Origin of the sequence: Pseudoroseicyclus tamaricis, from assembly GCF_012070395.1 — a bacterium.
GTDB classification, from domain to species: Bacteria; Pseudomonadota; Alphaproteobacteria; order Rhodobacterales; family Rhodobacteraceae; genus Pseudoroseicyclus_A; species Pseudoroseicyclus_A tamaricis.
Window position 1 is genome coordinate 81622 of the sequence record NZ_JAAFYS010000003.1, and the last position, 20519, is coordinate 102140.

The 20519-nt window shown below is 69.6% G+C and carries 18 protein-coding genes; 10 read left to right on the top strand and 8 right to left on the bottom strand.

The features are described 5' to 3' along the window. Positions 1-113: 113 nt before the first annotated feature. Positions 114-797: an NYN domain-containing protein gene (locus GY170_RS12140; protein WP_163894018.1), complete on the top strand. Its 684-nt coding sequence runs from the start codon at positions 114-116 to the stop codon at positions 795-797. A 90-nt stretch (positions 798-887) separates the two neighbouring features. Here GY170_RS12140 and secF read toward each other — a convergent pair whose 3' ends face one another. The 3 genes from secF to yajC are packed head-to-tail and all read right to left on the bottom strand — an operon-like array spanning position 888 to position 3805. Beyond that, the gene (gene secF / locus GY170_RS12145) at positions 888-1856 is read right to left on the bottom strand and encodes a protein translocase subunit SecF (protein WP_163894019.1); all 969 of its coding nucleotides are present in this window, start codon (positions 1854-1856) and stop codon (positions 888-890) included. Position 1857: 1 nt separating this feature from the next. Then, the gene (gene secD, locus GY170_RS12150; RefSeq protein WP_163894021.1) at positions 1858-3519 is read right to left on the bottom strand and encodes a protein translocase subunit SecD; all 1662 of its coding nucleotides are present in this window, start codon (positions 3517-3519) and stop codon (positions 1858-1860) included. 4 nt (positions 3520-3523) lie between these two features. Next, positions 3524-3805: a preprotein translocase subunit YajC gene (yajC, locus tag GY170_RS12155; RefSeq protein ID WP_163894023.1), complete on the bottom strand. Its 282-nt coding sequence runs from the start codon at positions 3803-3805 to the stop codon at positions 3524-3526. Between the two features lie 131 nt (positions 3806-3936). Between yajC and GY170_RS12160 the strand changes: the two genes are divergently transcribed. Together GY170_RS12160 and serS are read left to right on the top strand one after the other, a co-directional pair. Next, positions 3937-5271, top strand: a complete 1335-nt coding sequence (locus GY170_RS12160) for a pentapeptide repeat-containing protein (protein ID WP_163894025.1) — start codon at positions 3937-3939, stop codon at positions 5269-5271. A gap of 76 nt (positions 5272-5347) precedes the next feature. Then, positions 5348-6640, top strand: a complete 1293-nt coding sequence (gene serS / locus GY170_RS12165) for a serine--tRNA ligase (RefSeq protein WP_163894028.1) — start codon at positions 5348-5350, stop codon at positions 6638-6640. Between the two features lie 102 nt (positions 6641-6742). On the opposite strand, the gene GY170_RS12170 is transcribed toward serS, so the two are convergent. Together GY170_RS12170 and GY170_RS12175 are read right to left on the bottom strand one after the other, a co-directional pair. After that, positions 6743-7516: a MerR family transcriptional regulator gene (locus tag GY170_RS12170; RefSeq protein ID WP_163894031.1), complete on the bottom strand. Its 774-nt coding sequence runs from the start codon at positions 7514-7516 to the stop codon at positions 6743-6745. 248 nt (positions 7517-7764) lie between these two features. Next, positions 7765-8148 (bottom strand): VOC family protein, encoded by a 384-nt coding sequence (locus tag GY170_RS12175; protein ID WP_163894033.1) that lies wholly within the window; start codon positions 8146-8148, stop codon positions 7765-7767. A 91-nt stretch (positions 8149-8239) separates the two neighbouring features. Between GY170_RS12175 and soxR the strand changes: the two genes are divergently transcribed. Together soxR and GY170_RS12185 are read left to right on the top strand one after the other, a co-directional pair. Then, positions 8240-8692: a redox-sensitive transcriptional activator SoxR gene (gene soxR / locus GY170_RS12180; RefSeq protein ID WP_163894035.1), complete on the top strand. Its 453-nt coding sequence runs from the start codon at positions 8240-8242 to the stop codon at positions 8690-8692. A gap of 60 nt (positions 8693-8752) precedes the next feature. Next, positions 8753-9562: an isocitrate lyase/PEP mutase family protein gene (locus GY170_RS12185; RefSeq protein ID WP_163894037.1), complete on the top strand. Its 810-nt coding sequence runs from the start codon at positions 8753-8755 to the stop codon at positions 9560-9562. On the opposite strand, the gene GY170_RS12190 is transcribed toward GY170_RS12185, so the two are convergent. Beyond that, entirely contained in the window at positions 9553-10638 is a 1086-nt protein-coding gene (locus GY170_RS12190; protein ID WP_163894039.1) for an anhydro-N-acetylmuramic acid kinase, read from the bottom strand. The two genes, GY170_RS12185 and GY170_RS12190, sit on opposite strands and share 10 nt — an antisense overlap. Positions 10639-10701: 63 nt before the next feature. On the opposite strand from GY170_RS12190, the gene tyrS reads away from it, so the two are divergent. Together tyrS and GY170_RS12200 are read left to right on the top strand one after the other, a co-directional pair. Next, positions 10702-11952, top strand: a complete 1251-nt coding sequence (gene tyrS / locus GY170_RS12195; protein WP_163894041.1) for a tyrosine--tRNA ligase — start codon at positions 10702-10704, stop codon at positions 11950-11952. Between the two features lie 182 nt (positions 11953-12134). Then, on the top strand, positions 12135-13184 hold the full coding sequence (locus tag GY170_RS12200) for an alpha/beta fold hydrolase (protein WP_163894043.1): 1050 nt from the start codon (positions 12135-12137) through the stop codon (positions 13182-13184). 30 nt (positions 13185-13214) lie between these two features. Here GY170_RS12200 and GY170_RS12205 read toward each other — a convergent pair whose 3' ends face one another. After that, a complete protein-coding gene (locus GY170_RS12205; protein WP_163894045.1) occupies positions 13215-13352 on the bottom strand; it encodes a hypothetical protein in 138 nt (45 codons plus the stop codon). A gap of 74 nt (positions 13353-13426) precedes the next feature. Here GY170_RS12205 and GY170_RS12210 point away from each other — a divergent pair, with 74 nt between their 5' ends. The 3 genes from GY170_RS12210 to eno all read left to right on the top strand — a co-directional run bounded on the left by GY170_RS12210 (position 13427) and on the right by eno (position 16632). Next, positions 13427-14290: a GNAT family N-acetyltransferase gene (locus GY170_RS12210; RefSeq protein ID WP_163894047.1), complete on the top strand. Its 864-nt coding sequence runs from the start codon at positions 13427-13429 to the stop codon at positions 14288-14290. 94 nt (positions 14291-14384) lie between these two features. Beyond that, positions 14385-15320, top strand: a complete 936-nt coding sequence (locus GY170_RS12215; protein WP_163894049.1) for a DMT family transporter — start codon at positions 14385-14387, stop codon at positions 15318-15320. A gap of 34 nt (positions 15321-15354) precedes the next feature. Next, entirely contained in the window at positions 15355-16632 is a 1278-nt protein-coding gene (gene eno, locus GY170_RS12220) for a phosphopyruvate hydratase (RefSeq protein WP_163894051.1), read from the top strand. Positions 16633-17054: 422 nt separating this feature from the next. Here eno and mfd read toward each other — a convergent pair whose 3' ends face one another. After that, complete coding sequence (gene mfd, locus GY170_RS12225; protein WP_163894052.1) at positions 17055-20492, bottom strand: transcription-repair coupling factor; 3438 nt, start codon at positions 20490-20492, stop codon at positions 17055-17057. Positions 20493-20519: the final 27 nt, after the last annotated feature.

A 20519-nucleotide genomic window follows, 5' to 3' on the forward strand; every position in this document is an offset into this window, starting at 1 on the left:
CACCGGGGCGGCGCTTCGGCAAGGCGCGATGGCGTCACGGCCGCGCGCTCGCCGCTCCCTTGCGGGCGCCTCTCGCCCAAATTTCGCCGGAATGCCCCGACAGCCTGCGGGCCATGACCGCCCCCCGCGCCGCGCTCTTCATCGACGCCGAGAACATCTCCCCCGCCCACGCGGACAGCATCCTCCGCCTCGCCCGGGGGACGGGCCAGCTCGTCTCCGCCCAGGCCTACGGCGATGCCACGCGCCAGCCAGCCTGGCGGCAGGTTCCAGGCCTCACCTTCGTGCATGTGGAAGGCAGCCGCCCCTGCGCCACCGATATCCGCCTGATCGTCGACGCCATGCATCAGGCGGCCGAGGGGCGCTGGGACAGGCTCTGTCTCGCCAGCTCCGACCAGGACTACATCCCGCTCCTCACCGCGCTCCGCGCCATGGGCCGGACTGTGACCCTTCTTGGAGAGGCAAAGGCGCCGCCGGCCCTGCGCGCCGCCTCCGACGTGTTCCTCGAACTGGGAGCGGAGGAGCCCCCGGCCGCCGCGCCGTCACGTCTGGATCTGAAGGTGCGCGCGCTGATCGCAGAGCATAGCGCAAACGGCCGCGGCATGCCGCTGACATCACTCGGATGCCAGATGTCACAGAAGCACGGAGTCGCCGCCAAGTCCCTGGTCGAAGGCACCTGGCGCTCCTACGCCAAGGCCCGCCCGGCTCTCTTCGAGGTGGACCCACCGGGCGAGGACGCCCGTATCCGCTTCCGCCCTTCCGGCTTCGCGGGCCCGGCACGCCTCACCAGCGTCGCCTGACCCGGCCCGCACTGCACTCGCTTTTCTCGAAATATCCTCGGGGGGGCGCCGGAGGCGCGGGGGGCAGACAGCCCCCCTCCCCGGCCGGCCTCAGGCGTCGACGTTGGCGAACTGCCCGCCCGTCGGCTTCGACGGCTTGTCCCAGTCGCGCTTCACGCCCAGCATCAGCACGATGTTCTTGGCGACGTAGATGGAGGAGTAGGTCCCCACCACGATGCCCCATGTGATCGCGAAGACGAAGCCGCGGATCACGTCGCCCCCCAGCACCAGCAGCGCGATCAGGGCCACCAGCGTGGTGCCGGAGGTCATCACCGTGCGGCTCAGCGTCTCGTTGGCGGAGATGTTGAGCACGTCGATCAGCGGCTTGGTCTTGTACTTGCGCAGGTTCTCCCGCGCCCGGTCGAAGACGACGACCGTGTCGTTGATCGAATAGCCGACGATGGTGAGCAGCGCCGCGATGATCGCCAGGTCGAACTTGATCTGGAAGAGCGCGAAGATGCCGATCGTCAGCGTCACGTCATGGACCAGCGCCGCCACGGCGCCGACCGAGAACTGCCATTCGAACCGCAGCCAGATGTAGACGAGGATCGCCCCCATCGCGCCGAGGACGGAGAGGATGGCCGTCCGGATCAGCTCGCCCGAGACCTTACCGCTGACGCTCTCGGCGGCGGTGAATTCCAGCGTCGGGTCCACCTGCTGCAGCGCGGTGGCGACGGCGGTCATCGTCTCGGAGGAGACGGAGCCCTCGCCCTCCTGCGACTGGATGCGCACCTGCGCGACGTGCTGGCCCTCCTCGAAGGTCGGGTCGAACACCTCGGAGATGACGACGTCGCCGAGATCCAGCCCCGCCAGCGCGTCGCGGTAGGCGCCCACGTCCACCGGCTGCTCCGCCTCGGTGCGGATGGAGGTGCCGCCGGTGAAGTCGATCCCGTAGTTCAGGCCCATGGTGAAGAAGAGGATGATCGAGACGATCATCCCCACCACCGAGGCGCCGAAGGTGACGCGCGCGGCCCTGAAGAAGTTGATATTGGTGTCGTCCGGGACGATGCGGAACGCCATGTCAGATCCTGAGCGTCTTGGGCCGTTTCCGCTCGAACCACATGACGACGAGCACGCGCGTCACGAAGAGGGCGGTGAAGACCGAGGTGAGGATGCCGATGCCGAGGGTGATGGCGAAGCCACGCACCGGGCCGGAGCCGAGGGTGAAGAGGATGGCCGCGATGATCAGCGTGGTGATGTTCGCATCGATGATCGCCGAGAGCGCCCGCTCGTAGCCGAGCTGGATCGCCCGGGCCGGGCCCTTGGCCGTCCTCATCTCCTCGCGGATCCGCTCGTAGACCAGCACGTTGGCATCCACCGCCATGCCCATCGTCAGCACGATGCCGGCAATGCCGGGCAGCGTCAGCGTCGCGCCGAGCATGGAGAGGGCGCCGAAGAGCAGGATCATGTTGATGACCAGCGCGAGGTTCGCGAACCAGCCGAAGAGCCCGTAGGAGACGGCCATCACGACGATGACGGCGACGCCGCCGGCAATGGCGGCTAGCTTGCCGGCATCGATGGAATCCTGCCCCAGCTCCGGCCCTATGGTGCGCTCCTCGAGGAAGGTCAGCTCGGCCGGCAGGGCGCCGGCGCGCAGCAGGACGGCGAGGTTGGTGGATTCCTCCACCGTGAAGCTGCCGGTGATGATGCCCGAGCCGCCCGGAATGGCGGACTGGATCTGCGGGGCGGAGACCACCTCCTCATCGAGCACGATGGCGAAGAGCGCACCGACATTCTCGCCGGTGTACTCGCCAAAGGCGCGGGCGCCGGTCGGGTTGAAGCGGAAGGAGACGGCCGGCCGCCCGTTCTGGTCGAAGCTCGGCTGCGCGTCCACCAGCTCCTCGCCGGTGACGACGGGGGCGCTCTCCAGCACGTAGAAGATGCCGTCCTCGTCCAGCGAGGGGAGGACCTCGGCGCCCGCGGGGGCGGAGGCGGAGGCATCGGAGGTGCGGCTGATCACCGGCTGGAAGGTCAGCTGCGCGGTGGTGCCGATGATGTCCTTGACCTCCTGCGCGGAGCCGACGCCCGGCACCTGCACGAGGATGCGGTCGTCGCCCTGGCGGATGATCGTCGGCTCGCGGGTGCCGACCTCGTCGATCCGGCGGCGCACGATCTCCAGCGCCTGGCGGACGGTGCGGTCATCGCTGGCGGCCTTCTCGGCCTCCGAGAGCTGCACCGTCAGCAGCGTGCCGTTCATGGAAATGGAGAGATCCGAGGCGCCCGCGCCGGTCAGCGTGGTCACCGGCGTCGCGAGCCCGCGCGCCAGCTCCAGCGCCCGTTCGGCGCCCGCGGCCTCGGAGATGCGCACGCGCAGCTCCCCCTCGGGGCCGTCCTCGCGGGTGACGAAGCCCACCGTCTCGCGCTCGGCGGCCAGCGTGTCCCGCAGCTCGGGCCAGAGCGCCTCCATCCGGGTGGCGTAGACATCCTGCACCTGCACCTCGGCAAGGAGGTGGGCGCCGCCGCGCAGGTCGAGCCCGAGGTTGACGAGCCCGTCGGGCAGCCAGCTCGGCCAGAGGCCGGCCTCGAACTCGAGCTCCTGCGTCGTCAGCCCCCGCTCGATGGCGGCTTCGGCGTCGTTGGACCGTTCGACCCGCTGGTAGAAGGCATTGGGCAGCGCCAGGAGGAGCCCGGCCAGGCAGACGGCCCAGACGAAGAGCCGGCGCCAGAGGGGGATGTGCAGCATTATGTCAGCTCTTGGCCGGCTCGGTCTTGGAGACGACCTGGGCGATGGTCGCCTTGACGACGCGGACGGTGACGCCGGAGGCGATCTCGACCTCGATCTCGTCGCCTTCCTTCACGCGGGAGACCTTGCCGACAATGCCCCCTTGCGTGACGACCTGATCGCCGCGCCGCAGGGCCTGCACCATCGCCTGGTGCTCTTTGACCTTCTTCTGCTGGGGACGGATCAGGAAGAAATACATGATCGCGAAGATGGCGATCAGCGGGACGATAGAAGCAACGCCTTCCATGGGACCTCTCTACTGGCGGGGGCCGTCGGGCCCTCTCGGACGGGTGCGGCACCCTAGGGTTGGCGGAACGGCTTGTCCACCGGGGGGTTCGCGTGGCGATATAGGGGAGAGCGGGATGGAGGGCTAGGGGGATGGGGGAACGAGGCGTCACGCTGACGCTACCGCTGACGGAGCGGGAGCTGGCTGTGTTGGGGCTGGTGGCGTTGGTGACAGTGGTATCTGCGCTGGTATATGCTCTCTACCCGTCGATCGCAGGCGAGAGTGTTCGCAAGCGACCAGTCTGGCTCAGCGCCATCATCGCTGTCGCGGCTCCCCTCTTTGTTCTTGCGACCATCGCGGCAGCAGTTGTTCTGTGGACTGTGGCGGGAGGTCAGGGTGAGGCCGATACGCCCGCAACCGGTCTCGGCGCGGGCGCCCTAATCGCCGCTCTACTCGGCGCGCCGCTGGTCATCTGGCGAAGCTGGGTTGCGCATCGGACGGCAGACGTGGCCGAGGAGAACCACAAGACCGAGCTATTCAACAAGGCCATCGAGAATCTGGGCGCTGTGCGTTCCGTCATCGTCTTGTCGGAAGGGGAAGACGGAACCCAAACTTTTCGAGAAGCTACAGAAAAGAACAAGGAAGTCAGAATTGGCGCAATTCTCGCACTAACCCGCCTCTCAAGAGCAAATGACGACATCCATGTACAAGTCATGAAGATCCTTTCTTCATATATTTCGGAGAATGCCAGAATAGGTCAGCGTAGGGACGACCAAGACCAAATCGACAGTGATGTTCAAGAAGCTCTGACGGCAATTGGTGGACGTACGCTCCGAGCACATGCCATAGAAGGAATGGAGAGTCACCGTATAACTCTGACAGACTGCGACCTGAGCGGAGCAAACTTTAGCAAATTGAATTTGTCGGGTCTGAATTTCCTACGCTGCAATTTCACGCGCGCTAGGTTTGGGTTCACCAAAGCTAAACTAGCTCAGTTCGAGGACTGCAAATTTAACGAAGCTTCGTTCTTCGCCGGCGAGTTTACAAACTGTTATTTTGGATCCTGCAGATTTAAGGATTCAATGCTGAGATCAACAAGAATTGAGGAAAGCTCGTTTCAACACACTTCATTCTTGAAGGTAAGGTTAGATTCCATCCTTTTGGACGGCTCGCGGTTCTTCATGTGTTCCATTTTCGAATCTCACCTTGACTGGAATATGGTCGGAAAGGAGGTCTCTTTTTACAATTGTGCGTTCTATATTTCGGACATCCGGTCCAAGACAATATCTGCAAGCATTCTCTCTAACTCGTTTGGCGACGCTTCTGTCCGAGCCCGAGATGGAGCAGGAGAGATCGTTGAGTTGCCGACCCACTGGCCCCGGTTCATTCTGCCGAAATATCGCTTTGAAGGTGAATGGCAGAAGTGGGTCGATTCACCCGAAACCTACGACCCCACCCAGGCCCCCGGCGCCTCTAACTCATCCTGAACCCTTCCCCTTCGCCCCCACATCCGGCATATCCGCCTCACCTCACGCCCACCGGGGCAAGCCAAGGAGAGAGGACATGCACGACATCCGCGCCATCCGCGAGAACCCGACCGCCTTCGACGCGGCCTTGGGCCGCCGGGGGATGTCTGGCGTCTCCTCCGAGATCCTGAGCCTCGACGAGGGCCGCCGCGCCAGGATCCAGGCCGCCGAGGAGGCGCAGGCCGAGCAGAACCGCGCCTCCAAGGAGGTCGGCGCCGCCAAGGCCAAGGGCGACGAGGCGGAGTTCGAGCGCCTGCGCGCCCTCGTCGCCGAGAAGAAGGCCGAGGTCGCCCGCCTCAACGAAGAGGCGAAGGCGGAGGACGCCAAGCTCCGCGACCTCCTCCTCGGCATCCCCAACCTGCCCGACGAGGCCATCCCCGATGGCGCCGACGAGGCGGATAACGTCGAGCTGAAGCGCTGGGGCTCCCCCCGCAACTTCTCCTTCACCCCGAAGGAGCATTACGAGATCGCCGGCGTGGCCGCGGGGCTCGATTTCGAGGCCGGCGCCAAGCTCTCCGGCAGCCGTTTCGTCGTGCTCAAGGGCGCCGCTGCCCGGCTGCATCGGGCGCTGGCGCAGTTCATGCTGGATACGCATGTCGAAGAGCATGGGCTGATGGAGACGATCACCCCCGTGCTCGTGCGCGAGGAGATGATGGTCGGCACCGGGCAGCTGCCGAAGTTCGGCGAGGACAGCTACCAGACCACCAACGGCTGGTGGCTGATCCCCACCGCCGAGGTGACGCTGACCAACCTCGTGAACGGTGAGCTGCTCGACGAGGCCGCCCTGCCCCAGCGCTACGTGGCCCACACGCAATGCTTCCGCTCAGAGGCCGGCTCGGCGGGGCGCGACACCTCCGGCATGCTGCGCCAGCACCAGTTCGAGAAGGTCGAGATGGTCTCCATCACGACGCCCGAGACCTCTGCCGACGAGCATGAGCGCATGACCGAGCGGGCCGAGGCGATCCTCGAGAAGCTCGAGCTGCCCTATCGGCGCGTCGTGCTCTGCGCCGGCGATCTCGGCGCGGGGATGCGCAAGACGCATGACCTCGAGGTCTGGCTGCCGGGGCAGAACACCTACCGCGAGATCAGCTCCGTCTCTGTTGCCGGCGATTACCAGGCGCGCCGCATGAACGCCCGCTACCGGCCCGAGGGCGGCGGCAAGCCCGAGTTCGTGCATACGCTCAACGGCTCCGGCCTCGCCGTCGGACGGACGCTGATCGCGGTGGTGGAGAACGGCCAGCAGGAGGACGGCTCCGTCTCCCTGCCCCGGGCGCTGCACCCCTACCTGCGGGGCGCGACGCGGATCACGGCGGACGGGGCGCTGGCCTGAGGGGGGCGGCCGGCTGGGCCGGCCGCGTGGGGGCTCTGCCCCCACACCCCCGAGGTATTTTCGGCCAGATGAAAGGGGATCCCTTGCGGGGCGAGCGGCCCGTCAGGGGCGGAGAGCGTCGGCGTAGGCGCGCATCTCGCGCGGCAGCCATTTCGAGAACCGTGGCGCCAGACGCTCGTATCGGGCGATGAAATCGGGGTGGCTCTCGTAGAGGCCCGCCAGGCCGGCATAAGCGTCCGGCGGGCAGGCTTCTCCCCACATCCTCGCCATCAGGGCGCGATGCCGGTCGAATGCCTCCGCCGCGCCACGGGCCGTCTGCCCCGCCTCGAAGGCGGCGACAAGACCGGCCTCGACCTCCTTCAGCTCCGCCATCAGGCCCTCCATCCCCTCGGGCATCGCAGCAACCGCGGCGCGGGAGGTCTCGATGGCCTGCGCCATCTCCACCCCGTAGGTCGCCACCAGCGAGGCCTCGTACTCCGCCTGCTTCTCTGCCGAATGCGGCGCATAGAGCTGATCTGTCATTCCAAAGTCTCCCGTTTCGATGCTCTCGATCGCGCGATCCAGTTCCGCCAGGAGGCCCGCCAGCCGCTCCGCCTCCGCCGCCAGGCGGTGGCGCTGGCGCCTCAGCCGCCCCGCCGCGCCACCCGGCTCCTCCAGCACCGAGGCGATCTCGGCGAGGGAGAGCCCGAAGGCGCGGTAGAACAGGATCTCCTGCAGGCGCAGGCGCTCCGCCTGACCGTAGAGGCGGTAGCCGCCCCGGCTCTGGTGCGCGGGCAGGAGGAGGCCGATCTCGTGGTAGTGGTGCAGCGTTCGCACGCTCACCCCGGCCAGCCCCGCCAGCTCCGACACCGTATATTCCCGAACCGAATCACGCATGGGAGGTCTTATGGGGCCTCACGCAGCGTGAGGGTCAAGCGCCCGAGGCTGAGGCTCCACACGGGCGCCTGCGGCCCCGACTTGGCAGGCGGCGCAGGGGGTGGATCAACCCGCACCTCGGCCAGCAGCCGAGCCGCGATGCCGCCGCGCAGGCCCGGGAGCAGGGATGTCGTCCCCGGTGCCTCGCCGGGCGGGGCGGCGAGAGCGGCGAATTCCTGATGTGTCATGTCACTCTCCCCGGCGGGCGGTCAGCCGTAGCTGACCACCTCGATCTCGACGCCGTTCTCTTCGCGGAAGTAGAACCTCCGCCCCGGCTCGTAATCGGCGTGGGAATGGGGAGCGTAGCCCGCCGCCGTCACCCGGGCCTCGGCGGCGGAGAGGTCATCCACCACCACGCCGATGTGGTTCAGCCCTGCCCGCCGCGTGTAGCTGTCGGTCGCCTCCTCCGGCGCGTGGCCGGGCGGGCCGCTGTAGAGGGCGAGGTAGTCGCCCTCCCCGCCCACGTGCACCGTCCGGCCGCCGTGGATCGCCTCCCCCTGCCAGCGGATGCGCCAGCCGAAGAGGGTGCAGAGCATCTCCGCCGTCGCCGCCGGGTCCGCCACCGTGATGTTCACATGTTCCAGTCGTCCCATCTCTTGATCCTTTCCTGTGAGGGCGAATCAGGTGTACTTTCTCAAGTGCGCTTTAGGTCAAGCGCGGCTTGGCGAGTTGATGGAGGGCGGTATGAGTGGACTGGCGATCGGCGACGTGGCGGAGCGGACGGGGCTGGCCGTCTCGGCGATCCGCTTCTACGAGGAGCATGGCATCGTGCGCCCCTTGCGCAACGCCGGCGGGCACCGGCGCTATGACCGGGCCGACATCCGCCGCCTCTCCTTCGTGATGATTGCCCAGCGCCTCGGCTTCCCGCTCGCCCGCATCGCCGCCCTGCTCGAGGAACTGCCGGACGAGCGGCGGGTGACGAAGGCGGACTGGACGCGCCTGTCCACCCAGTTCCGCGGCGAGATCGACGCGCGCATCGCGGCGCTGGAGCGGCTGCGCGACCGGCTCGACGGCTGCATCGGCTGCGGCTGCCTGAGCCTGGAGAGCTGCGCGCTGCACAACCCGGACGACGCGCAGGCGAAGGAGGGGCCCGGCCCCCGCAAGCTGCTGGACGAGGACGGTCAGCTTCCGGGTTGACCGGCGGGGGCGGCGGGGCGCCAATGCGGGGCAGATCCCATGCCTCAGGAGAGCCTCGCCATGCCCGACCCCGGTGCCACCTTCCGCGCCCTCCACCGGCCCGGCGCGCCCTTCATCCTCGCCAATGTCTGGGATGCCGGCTCCGCCCGGATGATGGCGGCGATGGGGGCCGCGGCGCTCGCCACCTCCTCCGCCGCCCATGCCTTCACGCTCGGCCGGCCCGACGGGCAGGTCACCCGCGACGAAGCGCTGGCCCATGCCGAGACGCTGGTGGCGGCGACGCCCCTTCCCGTGCAGGGCGACTTCGAGAACGGCTACGGCGACGCGCCGGAGGTCTGCGCCGAGACGGTGCGCCTCGCCGCCGAGATCGGCCTCGCCGGCATCTGCATCGAGGACGTCACGCCCGATGGCACCCCCTACCCCGCCGATCTCGCCGCCGAGCGCATCCGCGCCGCCGCCGCCGCGGCGCGCGCCCTGCCGGGGGACTTCGTGCTCACCGCCCGCGCCGATGGCGTGATGCACAGCACCTACGACATGGAGGAGGCGATTGCCCGCGTGCAGGCCTTCGAGGCGGCGGGGGCGGATGTTCTCTACGCCCCCGTCCTGCCCTCGATGGAGGAGACGGCGCGGCTCATCGCCTCCGTCTCCAAGCCCGTCAACGTGCTGATGATCCGCTACGCGGACCGCAGCCTCGCCGAGTTCGCGGCCATCGGCGCGGCGCGCGTTTCCCTCGGCTCGGCGCTGGCGCGGGCGGTGCATGGCACGATCCTTGAGGCCGGTACCGAGATGTTCGGCGAGGGGCGCTTCACCCGCCTCGGCGCCGGCGCCTCGGGCGCGCAGGTGGACGAGATGCTCGGCCGCTACGCCTGAGGACGGGAGAGGATGCCGCCCCCCACCGCTGCCGCAACCCCGGTCGTGCCGGGGCAGGAGGTCGGCAGCCCCCGCGCCACGCGGGCGGCGAGGTAGGCGAAGGCCTGCGCCTCCAGCAGGTCGCCGTCGAGCCCCGCCGCCTCCACCGGCTCCACCGGGCAATCGAGCCCGGCGGCGATCATCGCCATCAGCGTCTCGTTCTTCCGCCCGCCGCCGGTGACGAGCAGCCGCTCCGGCGGCTCCGGGCAGAAGTCCATCCCCTGCATGACGGCAGCGGCGGCGCAGGCGGTGAGCGTCGCGGCGGCATCGGCATCGCCGAGGTGCCTCACATCGAGGTCGAAGGCATTGCGATCCAGCGACTTGGGCGGCATGCGGGCGAAGTAGCGGTGCGCGAGCAAGGCCTCCAGCACCGCCTCGTCCACCTCCCCCCGGGCCGCCAGCGCCCCGCCCTCGTCGAAGCCCTGCCCCAGTCGCTCGGCGACGAGATCGTCCACCGGAGCGTTGGCCGGGCCGGTATCGAAGGCGAGGAGCGCGCCCGCCTCCTCCGGCCGGGCGCGGCGCGGATCGATCCACGTCAGGTTCCCGACGCCGCCGAGGTTGAGGAACGCCAGCGGCGCCTCCGCCCCGAGGTGCTTTGCCAGCGCGAAATGGTAGAACGGCGCCAGCGGCGCGCCCTCGCCGCCCATCTGCACGTCGGCACTGCGGAAATCCCACGCGACGGGGAGGCCCGTCGCCTCCGCCAGCGCGGCGCCGTCGCCGGCCTGAAGGGTGCCGCGGCCCTTCGGCTCATGCGCCAGCGTCTGGCCGTGAAAGCCGATGAGATCAGCCCGCACCCCCTCCAGCGCCTCGGCGTGGACGCGTGTCACCAGCTCCGCCGCCGCCTCGACCTCCGGCCCCTGCCACTGGCCCAGCGCGGCGCGCAGCACCGCCCGCTCCTCCGTCCGGTAGGGGCGCACGCCCCCCTCGCCGAAGGCGAGGATGCGCTCGCCGTCCGTCTGCAAGAGCGCCACGTCCACCCCGTCCAGCGACGTGCCCGACATCGTTCCGGCGACCCACCACGGCCCGTTCTTCAACATGCGCTTCCCCTCGCCTGCCCTCGCCCCTATAGACGGCGCCGGCCAAGCAGGCGAGGACGCAAGATGACCTACCATCCGAAGTCGGACTTCATGGCCGTGCTGATGGAGCGCGGCTTTCTGCAGGATTGCACGGATTACCAGGGCCTCGACGAGGCGCTGAGTGCCGGCCCCGTCCCCGCCTATATCGGCTACGACGCCACGGCGGCGTCGCTGCATGTCGGCCACCAGATGAACATCATGGTGCTGCGCTGGCTGCAGAAGACCGGCCACAAGCCGATCACGCTCCTCGGCGGCGGCACGACGAAGGTGGGCGACCCCTCCTTCCGCTCCGACGAGCGGCCGCTCCTGGACGATGCCGCGATCCAGGCGAACATGGATGGCCAGAAGGCCGTCTTCTCGGCCTTCCTGAGCTACGACGACAGCCCCACCGGGGCGCTCATGCTCAACAATGCCGAGTGGCTGGACGGGCTGAACTACCTCGAGTTCCTGCGCGATATCGGGCGGCACTTCTCCGTCAACCGCATGCTCTCCTTCGAGAGCGTGAAGTCGCGGCTGGACCGGGAGCAATCGCTGAGCTTCCTCGAGTTCAACTACATGATCCTGCAGGCCTACGACTTTCTGGAGCTCAACCGCCGCTACGGCTGCCTCCTGCAGATGGGCGGGTCCGACCAGTGGGGCAACATCGTCAATGGCATCGACCTGACGCGCCGCGTGGCCGATCAGGAGATCTTCGGCCTGACGACGCCGCTGCTCACCACCTCCGACGGGCGGAAGATGGGCAAGAGCCAGGGCGGCGCCGTCTGGCTGAACGGCGACATGCTCTCGCCCTATGAGTATTGGCAGTTCTGGCGCAACACGACCGACGCCGACACGGGCAAGTTCCTGAAGCTCTTCACCGAATTGCCGGTGGAGGAGTGCGAGCGCCTCGGCGCCCTCGGCGGCTCGGAGATCAACGAGGCGAAGATCGTGCTGGCCAACGAGGTGACGACGCTCCTCCACGGCGCGGAGGCGGCGCGCGCCGCCGAGGCGACGGCCCGCGAGGTCTTCGAGCGGGGCGGCATGGGAGAGGACCTGCCGACGCTGGTGCTGAGTGCCGGGGAGGTGGCGGATGGCATCTCCATCGTGCAGCTCTTCGTGCGCTCCGGCCTCGCCGGCTCCGGCAAGGAGGCCAAGCGCCTGATTGCCGACGGTGGGGCGCGCATGGGCGACCAGCCGGTGACGGATGCCGGGCAGGTGCTGGGGGCGGGCGACCTTGCGGCGCCCGTGAAGCTCTCTGCCGGCAAGAAGCGGCACGCGCTGGTGCAGCTGGGCTGAGGGACGGCCCGGCTGACGGGACGGGACCGGGGGGCTGTCTGCCCCCCGGAGCCCCCCGAGAGGTATTTGAAAAAGGGCGAGAGGGGGTGGCGGCCGCGCGCGGCGGGGGCCCGGGAAGGCGCTTGCGGCAGGCCGGGCGCGGCGCCAAGCTGGCGGCGCATATGGAGGAGCCCGGAGGAGCCATGACCATCCCGACCATCACGCAAGCGCAGCGCGTCGCCGCCCCGCGGCTGGAGACCCGCGTGTTGACCAGCGGGCCGCCGGACGGCGTGCCGGTTATCTTCATCCACGGCAACCTCTCCGCCGCCACGTGGTGGGAGGAGACGATGCTGCGCCTGCCCGAGGGCTTCCGCGCCATCGCGCCGGACCTGCGCGCCTACGGAGAGGCGGACGCGGCGGTGAAGGTGGATGCGACGCGGGGGCTGCGGGATTTCTCCGACGATCTGGATGCGCTGATGGAGGCGATGGGCATCGAGGCGGCGCACATGGTGGGCCATTCGCTGGGCGGCGGCGTGCTGTGGCAGATGCTGACGGACCATCCGGAGCGGGTGCTCTCGCTAACGCAGGTGGCGCCCGCCTCGCCCTATGGCTTCGGCTGTTCCAAGCCGGACGGCACGCCCGCCTATCCCGACGGCGCCGGCGCCGGGGCGGCGGGGGTGAACCCCGATTTCGCCCGCCTGCTGGCGGAGGGCGACCGGGGTGACGAGACGCCGGTGCACCCGCGCAACGTGCTGAATGCCGTGGTCTGGAAGCCGCCTTTCGTGCCGGAGCGCATGGAGGACATCCTCACCGCCGCGCTCGCCCAGCACAGCGGCGAGCAGGATTATCCGGGGGACGCCAAACCCTCCGAGCACTGGCCGGGGGCGGCGCCGGGGGACTTCGGGCCGATCAACGCGCTGGCGCCGCACCGGATGCCGGACCCGCTGGGCTTCACCCGGGGGCCGACGCCGCCGATCTGCTGGATCCGCGGCGCCGACGACGCCGTCGTCTCCGACGCCTCGGGCTTCGACCTCGGGGCGCTGGGCGCCGCGGGCGCCATCCCCGGCTGGCCGGGGGAGGAGGCCTATCCTCCGCAGCCGATGATCGGCCAGACGGAAGCCGCCCTCGCCGCCTACGAGGCGGCCGGCGGCCGGGTGGAGCGCCACGTCTTCCCCGACTGCGGCCACTCGCCCTACCTGGAGCTGCCGGAGGCCTTCGACAACGCCTTCCACGCCTTCCTCAAAGGGCTCTGACCGAGGCGGGGGCGGCGGCGCGCCGCCCCTTCAGATCAGGGCATTGATCGCCATCAGAAGCAGCCCACCGGGGATGGAGAGCGCCAGCGCCAGCAGGGCGGCGCCGAGCGGGGTGAGGCGCGGCGCCTCCGGCACCGCGGTCTGGACGGAGGCGTGAGGGCGGGGCATGGGCAGGCTCCTTCGGCAGCGTCGATCGTGGGGCCATTAAATAGACATTAGGTAAAGGGCCGCCTAATGGGGCCATGCCCCGCGATCACGCCGCCACCGATCTCGCCCTGCCTCTGCAACAGAGCCCGATGTTCGCTGCCGCGCTGGCCCGCGCCGGCGCCAAGGCGCAGCATCTGACGCTGGAGAACGGCGGGGTGATCCTCTGCCAGTGCCTGATGGTGCGCCGCTGGGGCCTCAGCCTCGCGCCGCGCGGCCCCGTCTTCCGCCCCGGCCTGCCGGACGTCATGCGTCTCGGCCTGCTCGCCAAGCTGGCGCGCGAGGGGCTGCGACTGGCGGAGCCGGACGAGGCGGAGGGGCTGCGCGCCGCCGGCTTCTCGCAGGTGCTGACGCCGGGCTGGGTGGCGGAATGGGACATCCGGCCGGGCGAGGCGGAGCTGCGGGCGCGCATGGCGCAGAAATGGCGGAACGGGCTGCACCGGGCGGAGGCGGCGGGGCTGCAGGCGCGCTGGCATGCCATCGGCTCCGCCGCCCGGCCGGGGCGCGCGGCGGGCGAGCTCTTCGCCCGCGAGGCGGCACAGCGCAAGGTTCGCCGCTACCGGGCGCTGCCGGCGGGGCTCTGGCGCGGCTGGCCGGGGGCGGAGGTGCTGGAGCTGAAGGCGGAGGGCGAGGTGGCGGCGCAGATGCTCTTTCTGCCGCACGGGCGGGTGGTGACATACCAGATGGCCTGGGCGTCGGAGGCGGGGCGGCGGACGAATGCGCACCGGCTGGGGCTGCTCCTCGCCGCCCGCCGCTTCGCCGCCGGCGGGGCGGAGCGGATGGACCTCGGCGCCATCGACGCCGCCGCGCCGGGGTTGATGCGCTTCAAGCTTGGCACCGGGGCCCGGGCGCGGCAGCTCGGCGGCTCGTGGCTGCGGCTGCCGGGGCTGGGGCGGCGGTAGCTCGACCGCTCCTGCCGGAGCGGCTCGCGCGCCCCGGTGCGGACGAGCGAGGCCCATCTGGCGCCCGCCGCGCCGGCCCTGTAACTGCCGCGTCATGAGCAGACAAAGCGCCCCCGAGCAGCCGACATCCGACGGCGCCGCGAACATTCGCGGCGCGCTGATCATGGTGCTTTCCATGGCGCTCTTCGCGGTGGAGGACCTGTTCATCAAGGTCCTCGCCGCCACCGTCCCGCCCGGCGAGATGCTGATGTTCATCGGCGGCCTCGGCGCGCCGATCCTCGCCGGGCTCTCCCTCGCCCGCCGCGAGCCCTGGCCCTGGCGCGCCCTCGCCCACCGCACCGTCGCCCTGCGCACGGCGGGGGAGGCCGTGGGCACCTTCGGCTACATCCTCGCCCTCTCGCTCGCCCCGCTCGCCCTCGTCTCCGCCATGCTGCAGGCGGTGCCGCTGGCGGTGACGCTGGGCGCCGCGCTCGTCTTCGGCGAGGCCGTGGGCTGGCGGCGGTGGAGCGCGGTGGCCGTGGGCTTCGCCGGCGTCGTCATCGTCGTCGACCCCTGGGGCGCCGGCTTTGACCCCGCCGCGCTCTTCGCCATCCTCGCCATCTTCGGCCTCGGCGCGCGGGACCTCGCCACCCGCGTCGTGCCGCGGGCGATCACCGGCCTCCAGCTCTCCGTCACCGCCTTCGTCGCGCTGGTGCCGACGGGGGCGCTGCTCATGTGGCTATCCGGCACGCCCTTCGTGCCGCTGACCGGGCAGGCGCTGGCCTTCCTGCCGATGATCCTGATCTTCGGCATCGGCGGCTACCTCACCGTCGTCGCCGCGACACGGGCGGGGGACGTCGGCTTCGTCGCGCCCTTCCGCTACTTCCGCATCCTCTTCGCGATGGTCCTCGCCAGCACGCTTCTGGGAGAGGCGATCACCGTGCCGATGCTGATCGGCTCGGCGCTGATCGTCGGATCGGGGCTCTACACCTTCTTCCGCGAGCGGCGGCTGCGGCGCGCGGCTTCCCTCGTGGCGCCCCGCGGGATATAGGGGCGGCAACCCTGATCCAGCCGGAGAGCGCCACATGAGCACCATCATCGACATCCATGCCCGCGAGATCCTCGACAGCCGCGGCAACCCGACCGTCGAGGTGGACGTGACGCTCGAGGATGGCTCGATGGGCCGCGCCGCCGTTCCCTCCGGTGCCTCGACCGGCGCCTACGAGGCGGTGGAGAAGCGTGACGGCGACAAGGCGCGCTACCTCGGCAAAGGCGTTCGCGAGGCGGTGGCGGCCGTGAACGGCGAGATCGCGGAAGAGATCCTCGGCATGGATGCCACCGACCAGGTGGCGATCGACGAGACGATGATCGAGCTCGACGGCACCGCCAACAAGGGCCGGCTCGGCGCCAATGCCATCCTCGGCGTCTCGCTCGCCACGGCCAAGGCGGCGGCGGAGTTCTGTGGCCAGCCGCTCTTCCGCTATGTCGGCGGCACGGGCGCGCGGGTGCTGCCGGTGCCGATGATGAACATCATCAATGGCGGCGAGCATGCCGACAACCCGATCGACATCCAGGAATTCATGATCATGCCGGTCGCCGCGCACACGATGCAGGACGCCGTGCGCATGGGCTCGGAGATCTTCCACACCCTGAAGAAGGAGCTCTCCGCCGCCGGCTACCAGACGGGCATCGGCGACGAGGGCGGCTTCGCGCCCAACCTCTCCTCCACCCGCGAGGCGCTGGATTTCATCCTCCGCGCCATCGAGAAGGCCAGCTACACGCCGGGTGAGCAGGTCTATCTCGCGCTCGATTGCGCGGCGACGGAGTACTTTAAGGACGGCGTTTACGACATGAAGGGCGAGGGGAATGCCTTCTCCTCCGCCGAGAACGTCGATTACCTCGAGAAGCTGGTGAACGACTACCCGATCATCTCCATCGAAGATGGCTGCTCGGAGGATGACTGGGAGGGCTGGCAGATGCTCACCGAGCGTCTCGGCAGCAAGGTCCAGCTGGTCGGGGACGACCTCTTCGTGACCAACCCCGAGCGGCTGGCTATGGGGATCGAGCGCAAGGCGGCGAACTCGATGCTGGTGAAGGTCAACCAGATCGGCACGCTGACGGAGACGCTGACGGCCGTTGACATGGCCCACCGCGCCGGCATGACCAACGTCATGTCCCACCGCTCGGGCGAGACGGAGGATGCGACCATCGCCGACCTCGCGGTGGCGACGAACTGCGGGCAGATCAAGACCGGCTCGCTCAGCCGTTCGGACCGGATCGCCAAGTACAACCAGCTGATCCGCATCGAGGAGATGCTGGGCGAGACGGCGAAATTCGCCGGCACGTCGATCCTCAAAGCGTAAGGCAGGCCATGCATCGGGCGAAGGTTCCCCTTCGCTCGCGCAGGCCCCGCAGGCCGCCTAGGCCGGGCTTTCAGCCCGGCACCCGGCCTCACCACCCTGCCCGGCCGCCCGCAGGCGCAGGGCGAGCGCCTGCCCGAGAGGTGGCGCTGCAACGGCCCCGCTGAAGCGCTTTATGCCAGCAAGACTCCTCCCCGCCCCCCGCTGAGCACCAAGCTCCGCCAGAGCCCCAGCCCGCCGGGACGGGCAGGCGCTCGCCCTGCGCCTTTGGCGCGTACCGGGCGGGAGTCAAAGCGGCGTCGTTGCGCGACCAAGGGTGCAGGCGTTCGCCCCTCCCGTAGGGTGGGTTTTCAACCCACCGTGGCGCTCCCCTCAACCGGCCCGTAGGGTGCGTGCTCGCACGCACCGCACCCGCCGGCCCGGCCCTACGCCTTCGCCTCTTCCTTCAGCTTCGCCGCGAGGTCCCGCGCGATGGCGAAGGCGCCCTTGATCTTGTCGCTGTCGCGCTGCCAGTCGCGCTTCACGACGATCTTGTTGTCCTTGATCTTCGCCAGCCCGCGCTGGTCCTCGATGAAGGCAACCAGCCCCTGCGGCGAGGCGAACTTGTCGTTGTGGAACTGGATCGTCGCGCCCTTCGGCCCCGCGTCCAGCCGCCCGATTCCGGCGCGCTTGCACATCGCCTTGATGCGCACGACCGTCAGGAGGGTGTTCACCTCCTTGGGCAGCTCGCCGAAACGGTCGATCAACTCGGCCGCGAAACCCTCCAGCTCCACCCGCGTCTCCAGATCGGAGAGGCGCCGGTAGAGGCCCAGCCGCACGTCGAGGTCGGGCACGTACTCCTCGGGGATCAGCACCGGCACGCCGAGGTTGAGCTGCGGCGCCCACTGGCCCGTCTCCTCCGGCACGCCCTCGCTCTCGCCGGAGCGGATGCGGGCGATCTCCTCCTCCAGCATCTGCTGGTAGAGCTCGTAGCCGACCTCGCGGATCTGGCCCGACTGCTCCTCGCCGAGGAGGTTTCCGGCGCCGCGGATATCGAGATCCTGGCTCGCCAGCGCAAAGCCGGCGCCGAGGCTGTCGATGGAGCCGAGAACGCGCAGCCGCTTCTCGGCGGTGTCCGTCAGCTTCATGCGCGGCTTGGTCGTCAGGTACGCGTAGGCGCGGGTCTTCGACCGCCCCACCCGGCCGCGGATCTGGTAGAGCTGCGAGAGCCCGAACATGTCAGCCCGGTGGACCACCATCGTGTTGGCCGTCGGGATGTCGAGGCCCGATTCCACGATCGTCGTGGCCAGCAGCACGTCGAACTTGCCGTCGTAGAAGGCGTTCATCCGGTCATCCAGCTCGCCGGCGGCCAGCTGGCCATGGGCGGCGACGAAGGTGACTTCCGGCACCTCGCGGGTCAGCCACTCCTCCATCTCCGGCAGGTCGGTGATGCGGGGGACGACGAGGAAGCTCTGCCCGCCGCGGTAATGCTCGCGCAGCAGCGCCTCGCGGATCGTCACCGTGTCGAACTCGGACACGTAAGTGCGGATCGCCAGCCGGTCGACCGGCGGAGTGCCGATGATGGAGAGGTCCCGCACGCCGGAGAGGGACATCTGCAGCGTCCGCGGGATCGGCGTGGCGGAGAGCGTGAGCACGTGCACGTCGGAGCGCAGCTGCTTCAGCCGCTCCTTGTGCTGCACCCCGAAGCGCTGCTCCTCGTCGATGATGAGGAGGCCGAGGTTCTGGAACCGCACGCCCTTCGCCAGCACCGCGTGGGTGCCGACAACGATGTCCACCGTGCCCTTCGCCAGCCCGTCGCGCGTCTTCGCCGCGTCGTTGGCGGAGACGAAGCGCGAGAGCGGCGCGACGTTGATGGGGAAGCCGCGGAAGCGTTCCGCGAAGGTCTTGTAGTGCTGGCGGGCAAGCAGCGTCGTCGGCGCGATGACCGCCACCTGCACGCCCGACATGGCCGCGACGAAGGCGGCGCGGACGGCGACCTCCGTCTTGCCGAAGCCGACATCGCCGCAGATCAGCCGGTCCATCGGGCGGCCGGATTCCAGATCCTCCAGCACGTCCTCGATGGCCTGCAGCTGGTCCTCCGTCTCCTCGTAGGGGAAACGGGCGAGGAAGGCGTTCCACATGCCCTCCGGCGGCTCCAGCACCTCGCCCTTGCGCAGCTCGCGCTCGGCGGCGATGCGGATGAGCCGGGCGGCCATCTCGCGGATGCGCTCCTTCAGGCGCGCCTTCTTGGCCTGCCAAGCGCCGCCGCCGAGCTTGTCGAGCAGCCCCTGCTCGTGGCCGAAGCGGGAGAGCAGCTCGATGTTCTCGACCGGCAGGTAGAGCTTGGTGTTCTCGGCATATTCCAGCGCGATGCACTCGTGCTCGGCCCCGGCGGCGGTGATCACCTCCAGCCCGAGGTAGCGGCCGACACCGTGATCGACGTGGACGACGAGATCCCCTGGCGAGAGGCTCTGCGCCTCGGTCAGGAAGTTCTCGGCCCGGCGCTTCTTGCGCGACTGGCGGATGAGCCGCTCGCCCAGCACGTCCTGCTCGGAGATCACCGTCAGCCCCGGCGCCTCGAAGCCCTGCTCCAGCGACCAGACGGAGAGGTAGAGCCCCGGCCCCTTCACCTCGCCGAAGTGGGAGATGGGATGCGCCTTGCCGGCGCCCTCGTCGGCGATCAGCCCGGCGAGACGTTCTCGCGCGCCCTCGGAATAGGAGGCGACGATCACCGGCCCCTCCTTCTGGCGCGACTTGATATGCGTCGCGAGCGCCGCGAAGAGGTTGACGTTCTCCAGCTTGCGCTCGGGGGAGAATTCGCGCCCGGGCTTGGCGCCGGCGTCGATCACTCCCGGCCCCGGCGGGCGGCGCAGGGCGACGAAGTTCAGCGCCCGGTGGCCGGCGAGCGCGGCGTCCCATGCCGGCTCGTCGAGGTAGAGCAGCTGGGGCGGGGCCGGCTTGTAGGGGCTGTCGATCCGGCTGCGCCCGCCCATCGCCTGCCGGCGCGTCTCGTACTGGTCGGCGATGCTCTCCCACCGGCTCTCGCGGGCGGGGGCCATCTGCTCGTCCAGCGTGACGGTGCCCCTGGGCAGGTAGTCGAACAGCGTCTCCAGCTTGTCATGGAAGAAGCCGAGCCAGTGCTCCATCCCCTGATGCTTGCGCCCCGCGCTCACCGCCTCGTAGAGCGGGTCGTCGAGGCCGGCGGCGCCGAATTCCACCCGGTAGTTCTGGCGGAAGCGGGTAATCGCCGCATCGTCGAGGATCACCTCGGAGACGGGCGCCAGTTCCACCCGCTCCAGCTTCTCGGTCGTGCGCTGGGTGGCGGCGTCGAAGCGGCGCGCGCCCTCCAGCACGTCGCCGAAGAGGTCGAGCCGCACGGGGCCGCTCTCCCCCGGCGGGTAGATGTCGATGATGCCGCCCCGGAAGGCGCAGTCGCCCGGCTCCGTCACCGTCGGCGCCTGGGAGAAGCCCATGCGGGCGAGGAAGTCGCGCAAACTCTTCTCGTCGATCCGCCGGCCGACCTCCGCCGTGAAGGCGGCGCCGCGCAGCACCTCGCGCGCCGGCACCCGCTGCATGGCGGCGTTCAGCGTGGTGAGCAGGACGAAGCGCTCCGGCAGGTCGTGCACCAGCGCCGCCAGCGTCGCCATGCGGGCGGCCGAGATGTCGGGGTTCGGCGAGACGCGGTCGTAGGGCAGGCAATCCCACGCGGGGAAGGTGAAGACCGGCACCGAGGGGTCGAAGAAGCCCAGCGCCGCCTGCACCCCGGCCATGCGCTTGTCGTCGCGCGCGACATGGACGACGCAGCCGCTCTTCTCCACCTCCTTGAGGATCAGGCGGGCGTCGAACCCCTCCGGGGCGCCGGAGACGGTGATATGATCGGCCATCGGGCTGCTCTTCGCTGGGTTCGAGAA

Coding starts and splice junctions, on each gene's coding strand:
- GY170_RS12140 (WP_163894018.1), top strand. CDS start 114: ATGACCGCCCCCCGCGCCGCGCTCTTCATCGACGCCGAGAACATCTCC.
- secF (WP_163894019.1), bottom strand. CDS start 1,856: ATGGCGTTCCGCATCGTCCCGGACGACACCAATATCAACTTCTTCAGG.
- secD (WP_163894021.1), bottom strand. CDS start 3,519: ATGCTGCACATCCCCCTCTGGCGCCGGCTCTTCGTCTGGGCCGTCTGC.
- yajC (WP_163894023.1), bottom strand. CDS start 3,805: ATGGAAGGCGTTGCTTCTATCGTCCCGCTGATCGCCATCTTCGCGATC.
- GY170_RS12160 (WP_163894025.1), top strand. CDS start 3,937: ATGGGGGAACGAGGCGTCACGCTGACGCTACCGCTGACGGAGCGGGAG.
- serS (WP_163894028.1), top strand. CDS start 5,348: ATGCACGACATCCGCGCCATCCGCGAGAACCCGACCGCCTTCGACGCG.
- GY170_RS12170 (WP_163894031.1), bottom strand. CDS start 7,516: ATGCGTGATTCGGTTCGGGAATATACGGTGTCGGAGCTGGCGGGGCTG.
- GY170_RS12175 (WP_163894033.1), bottom strand. CDS start 8,148: ATGGGACGACTGGAACATGTGAACATCACGGTGGCGGACCCGGCGGCG.
- soxR (WP_163894035.1), top strand. CDS start 8,240: ATGAGTGGACTGGCGATCGGCGACGTGGCGGAGCGGACGGGGCTGGCC.
- GY170_RS12185 (WP_163894037.1), top strand. CDS start 8,753: ATGCCCGACCCCGGTGCCACCTTCCGCGCCCTCCACCGGCCCGGCGCG.
- GY170_RS12190 (WP_163894039.1), bottom strand. CDS start 10,638: ATGTTGAAGAACGGGCCGTGGTGGGTCGCCGGAACGATGTCGGGCACG.
- tyrS (WP_163894041.1), top strand. CDS start 10,702: ATGACCTACCATCCGAAGTCGGACTTCATGGCCGTGCTGATGGAGCGC.
- GY170_RS12200 (WP_163894043.1), top strand. CDS start 12,135: ATGACCATCCCGACCATCACGCAAGCGCAGCGCGTCGCCGCCCCGCGG.
- GY170_RS12205 (WP_163894045.1), bottom strand. CDS start 13,352: ATGCCCCGCCCTCACGCCTCCGTCCAGACCGCGGTGCCGGAGGCGCCG.
- GY170_RS12210 (WP_163894047.1), top strand. CDS start 13,427: ATGCCCCGCGATCACGCCGCCACCGATCTCGCCCTGCCTCTGCAACAG.
- GY170_RS12215 (WP_163894049.1), top strand. CDS start 14,385: ATGAGCAGACAAAGCGCCCCCGAGCAGCCGACATCCGACGGCGCCGCG.
- eno (WP_163894051.1), top strand. CDS start 15,355: ATGAGCACCATCATCGACATCCATGCCCGCGAGATCCTCGACAGCCGC.
- mfd (WP_163894052.1), bottom strand. CDS start 20,492: ATGGCCGATCATATCACCGTCTCCGGCGCCCCGGAGGGGTTCGACGCC.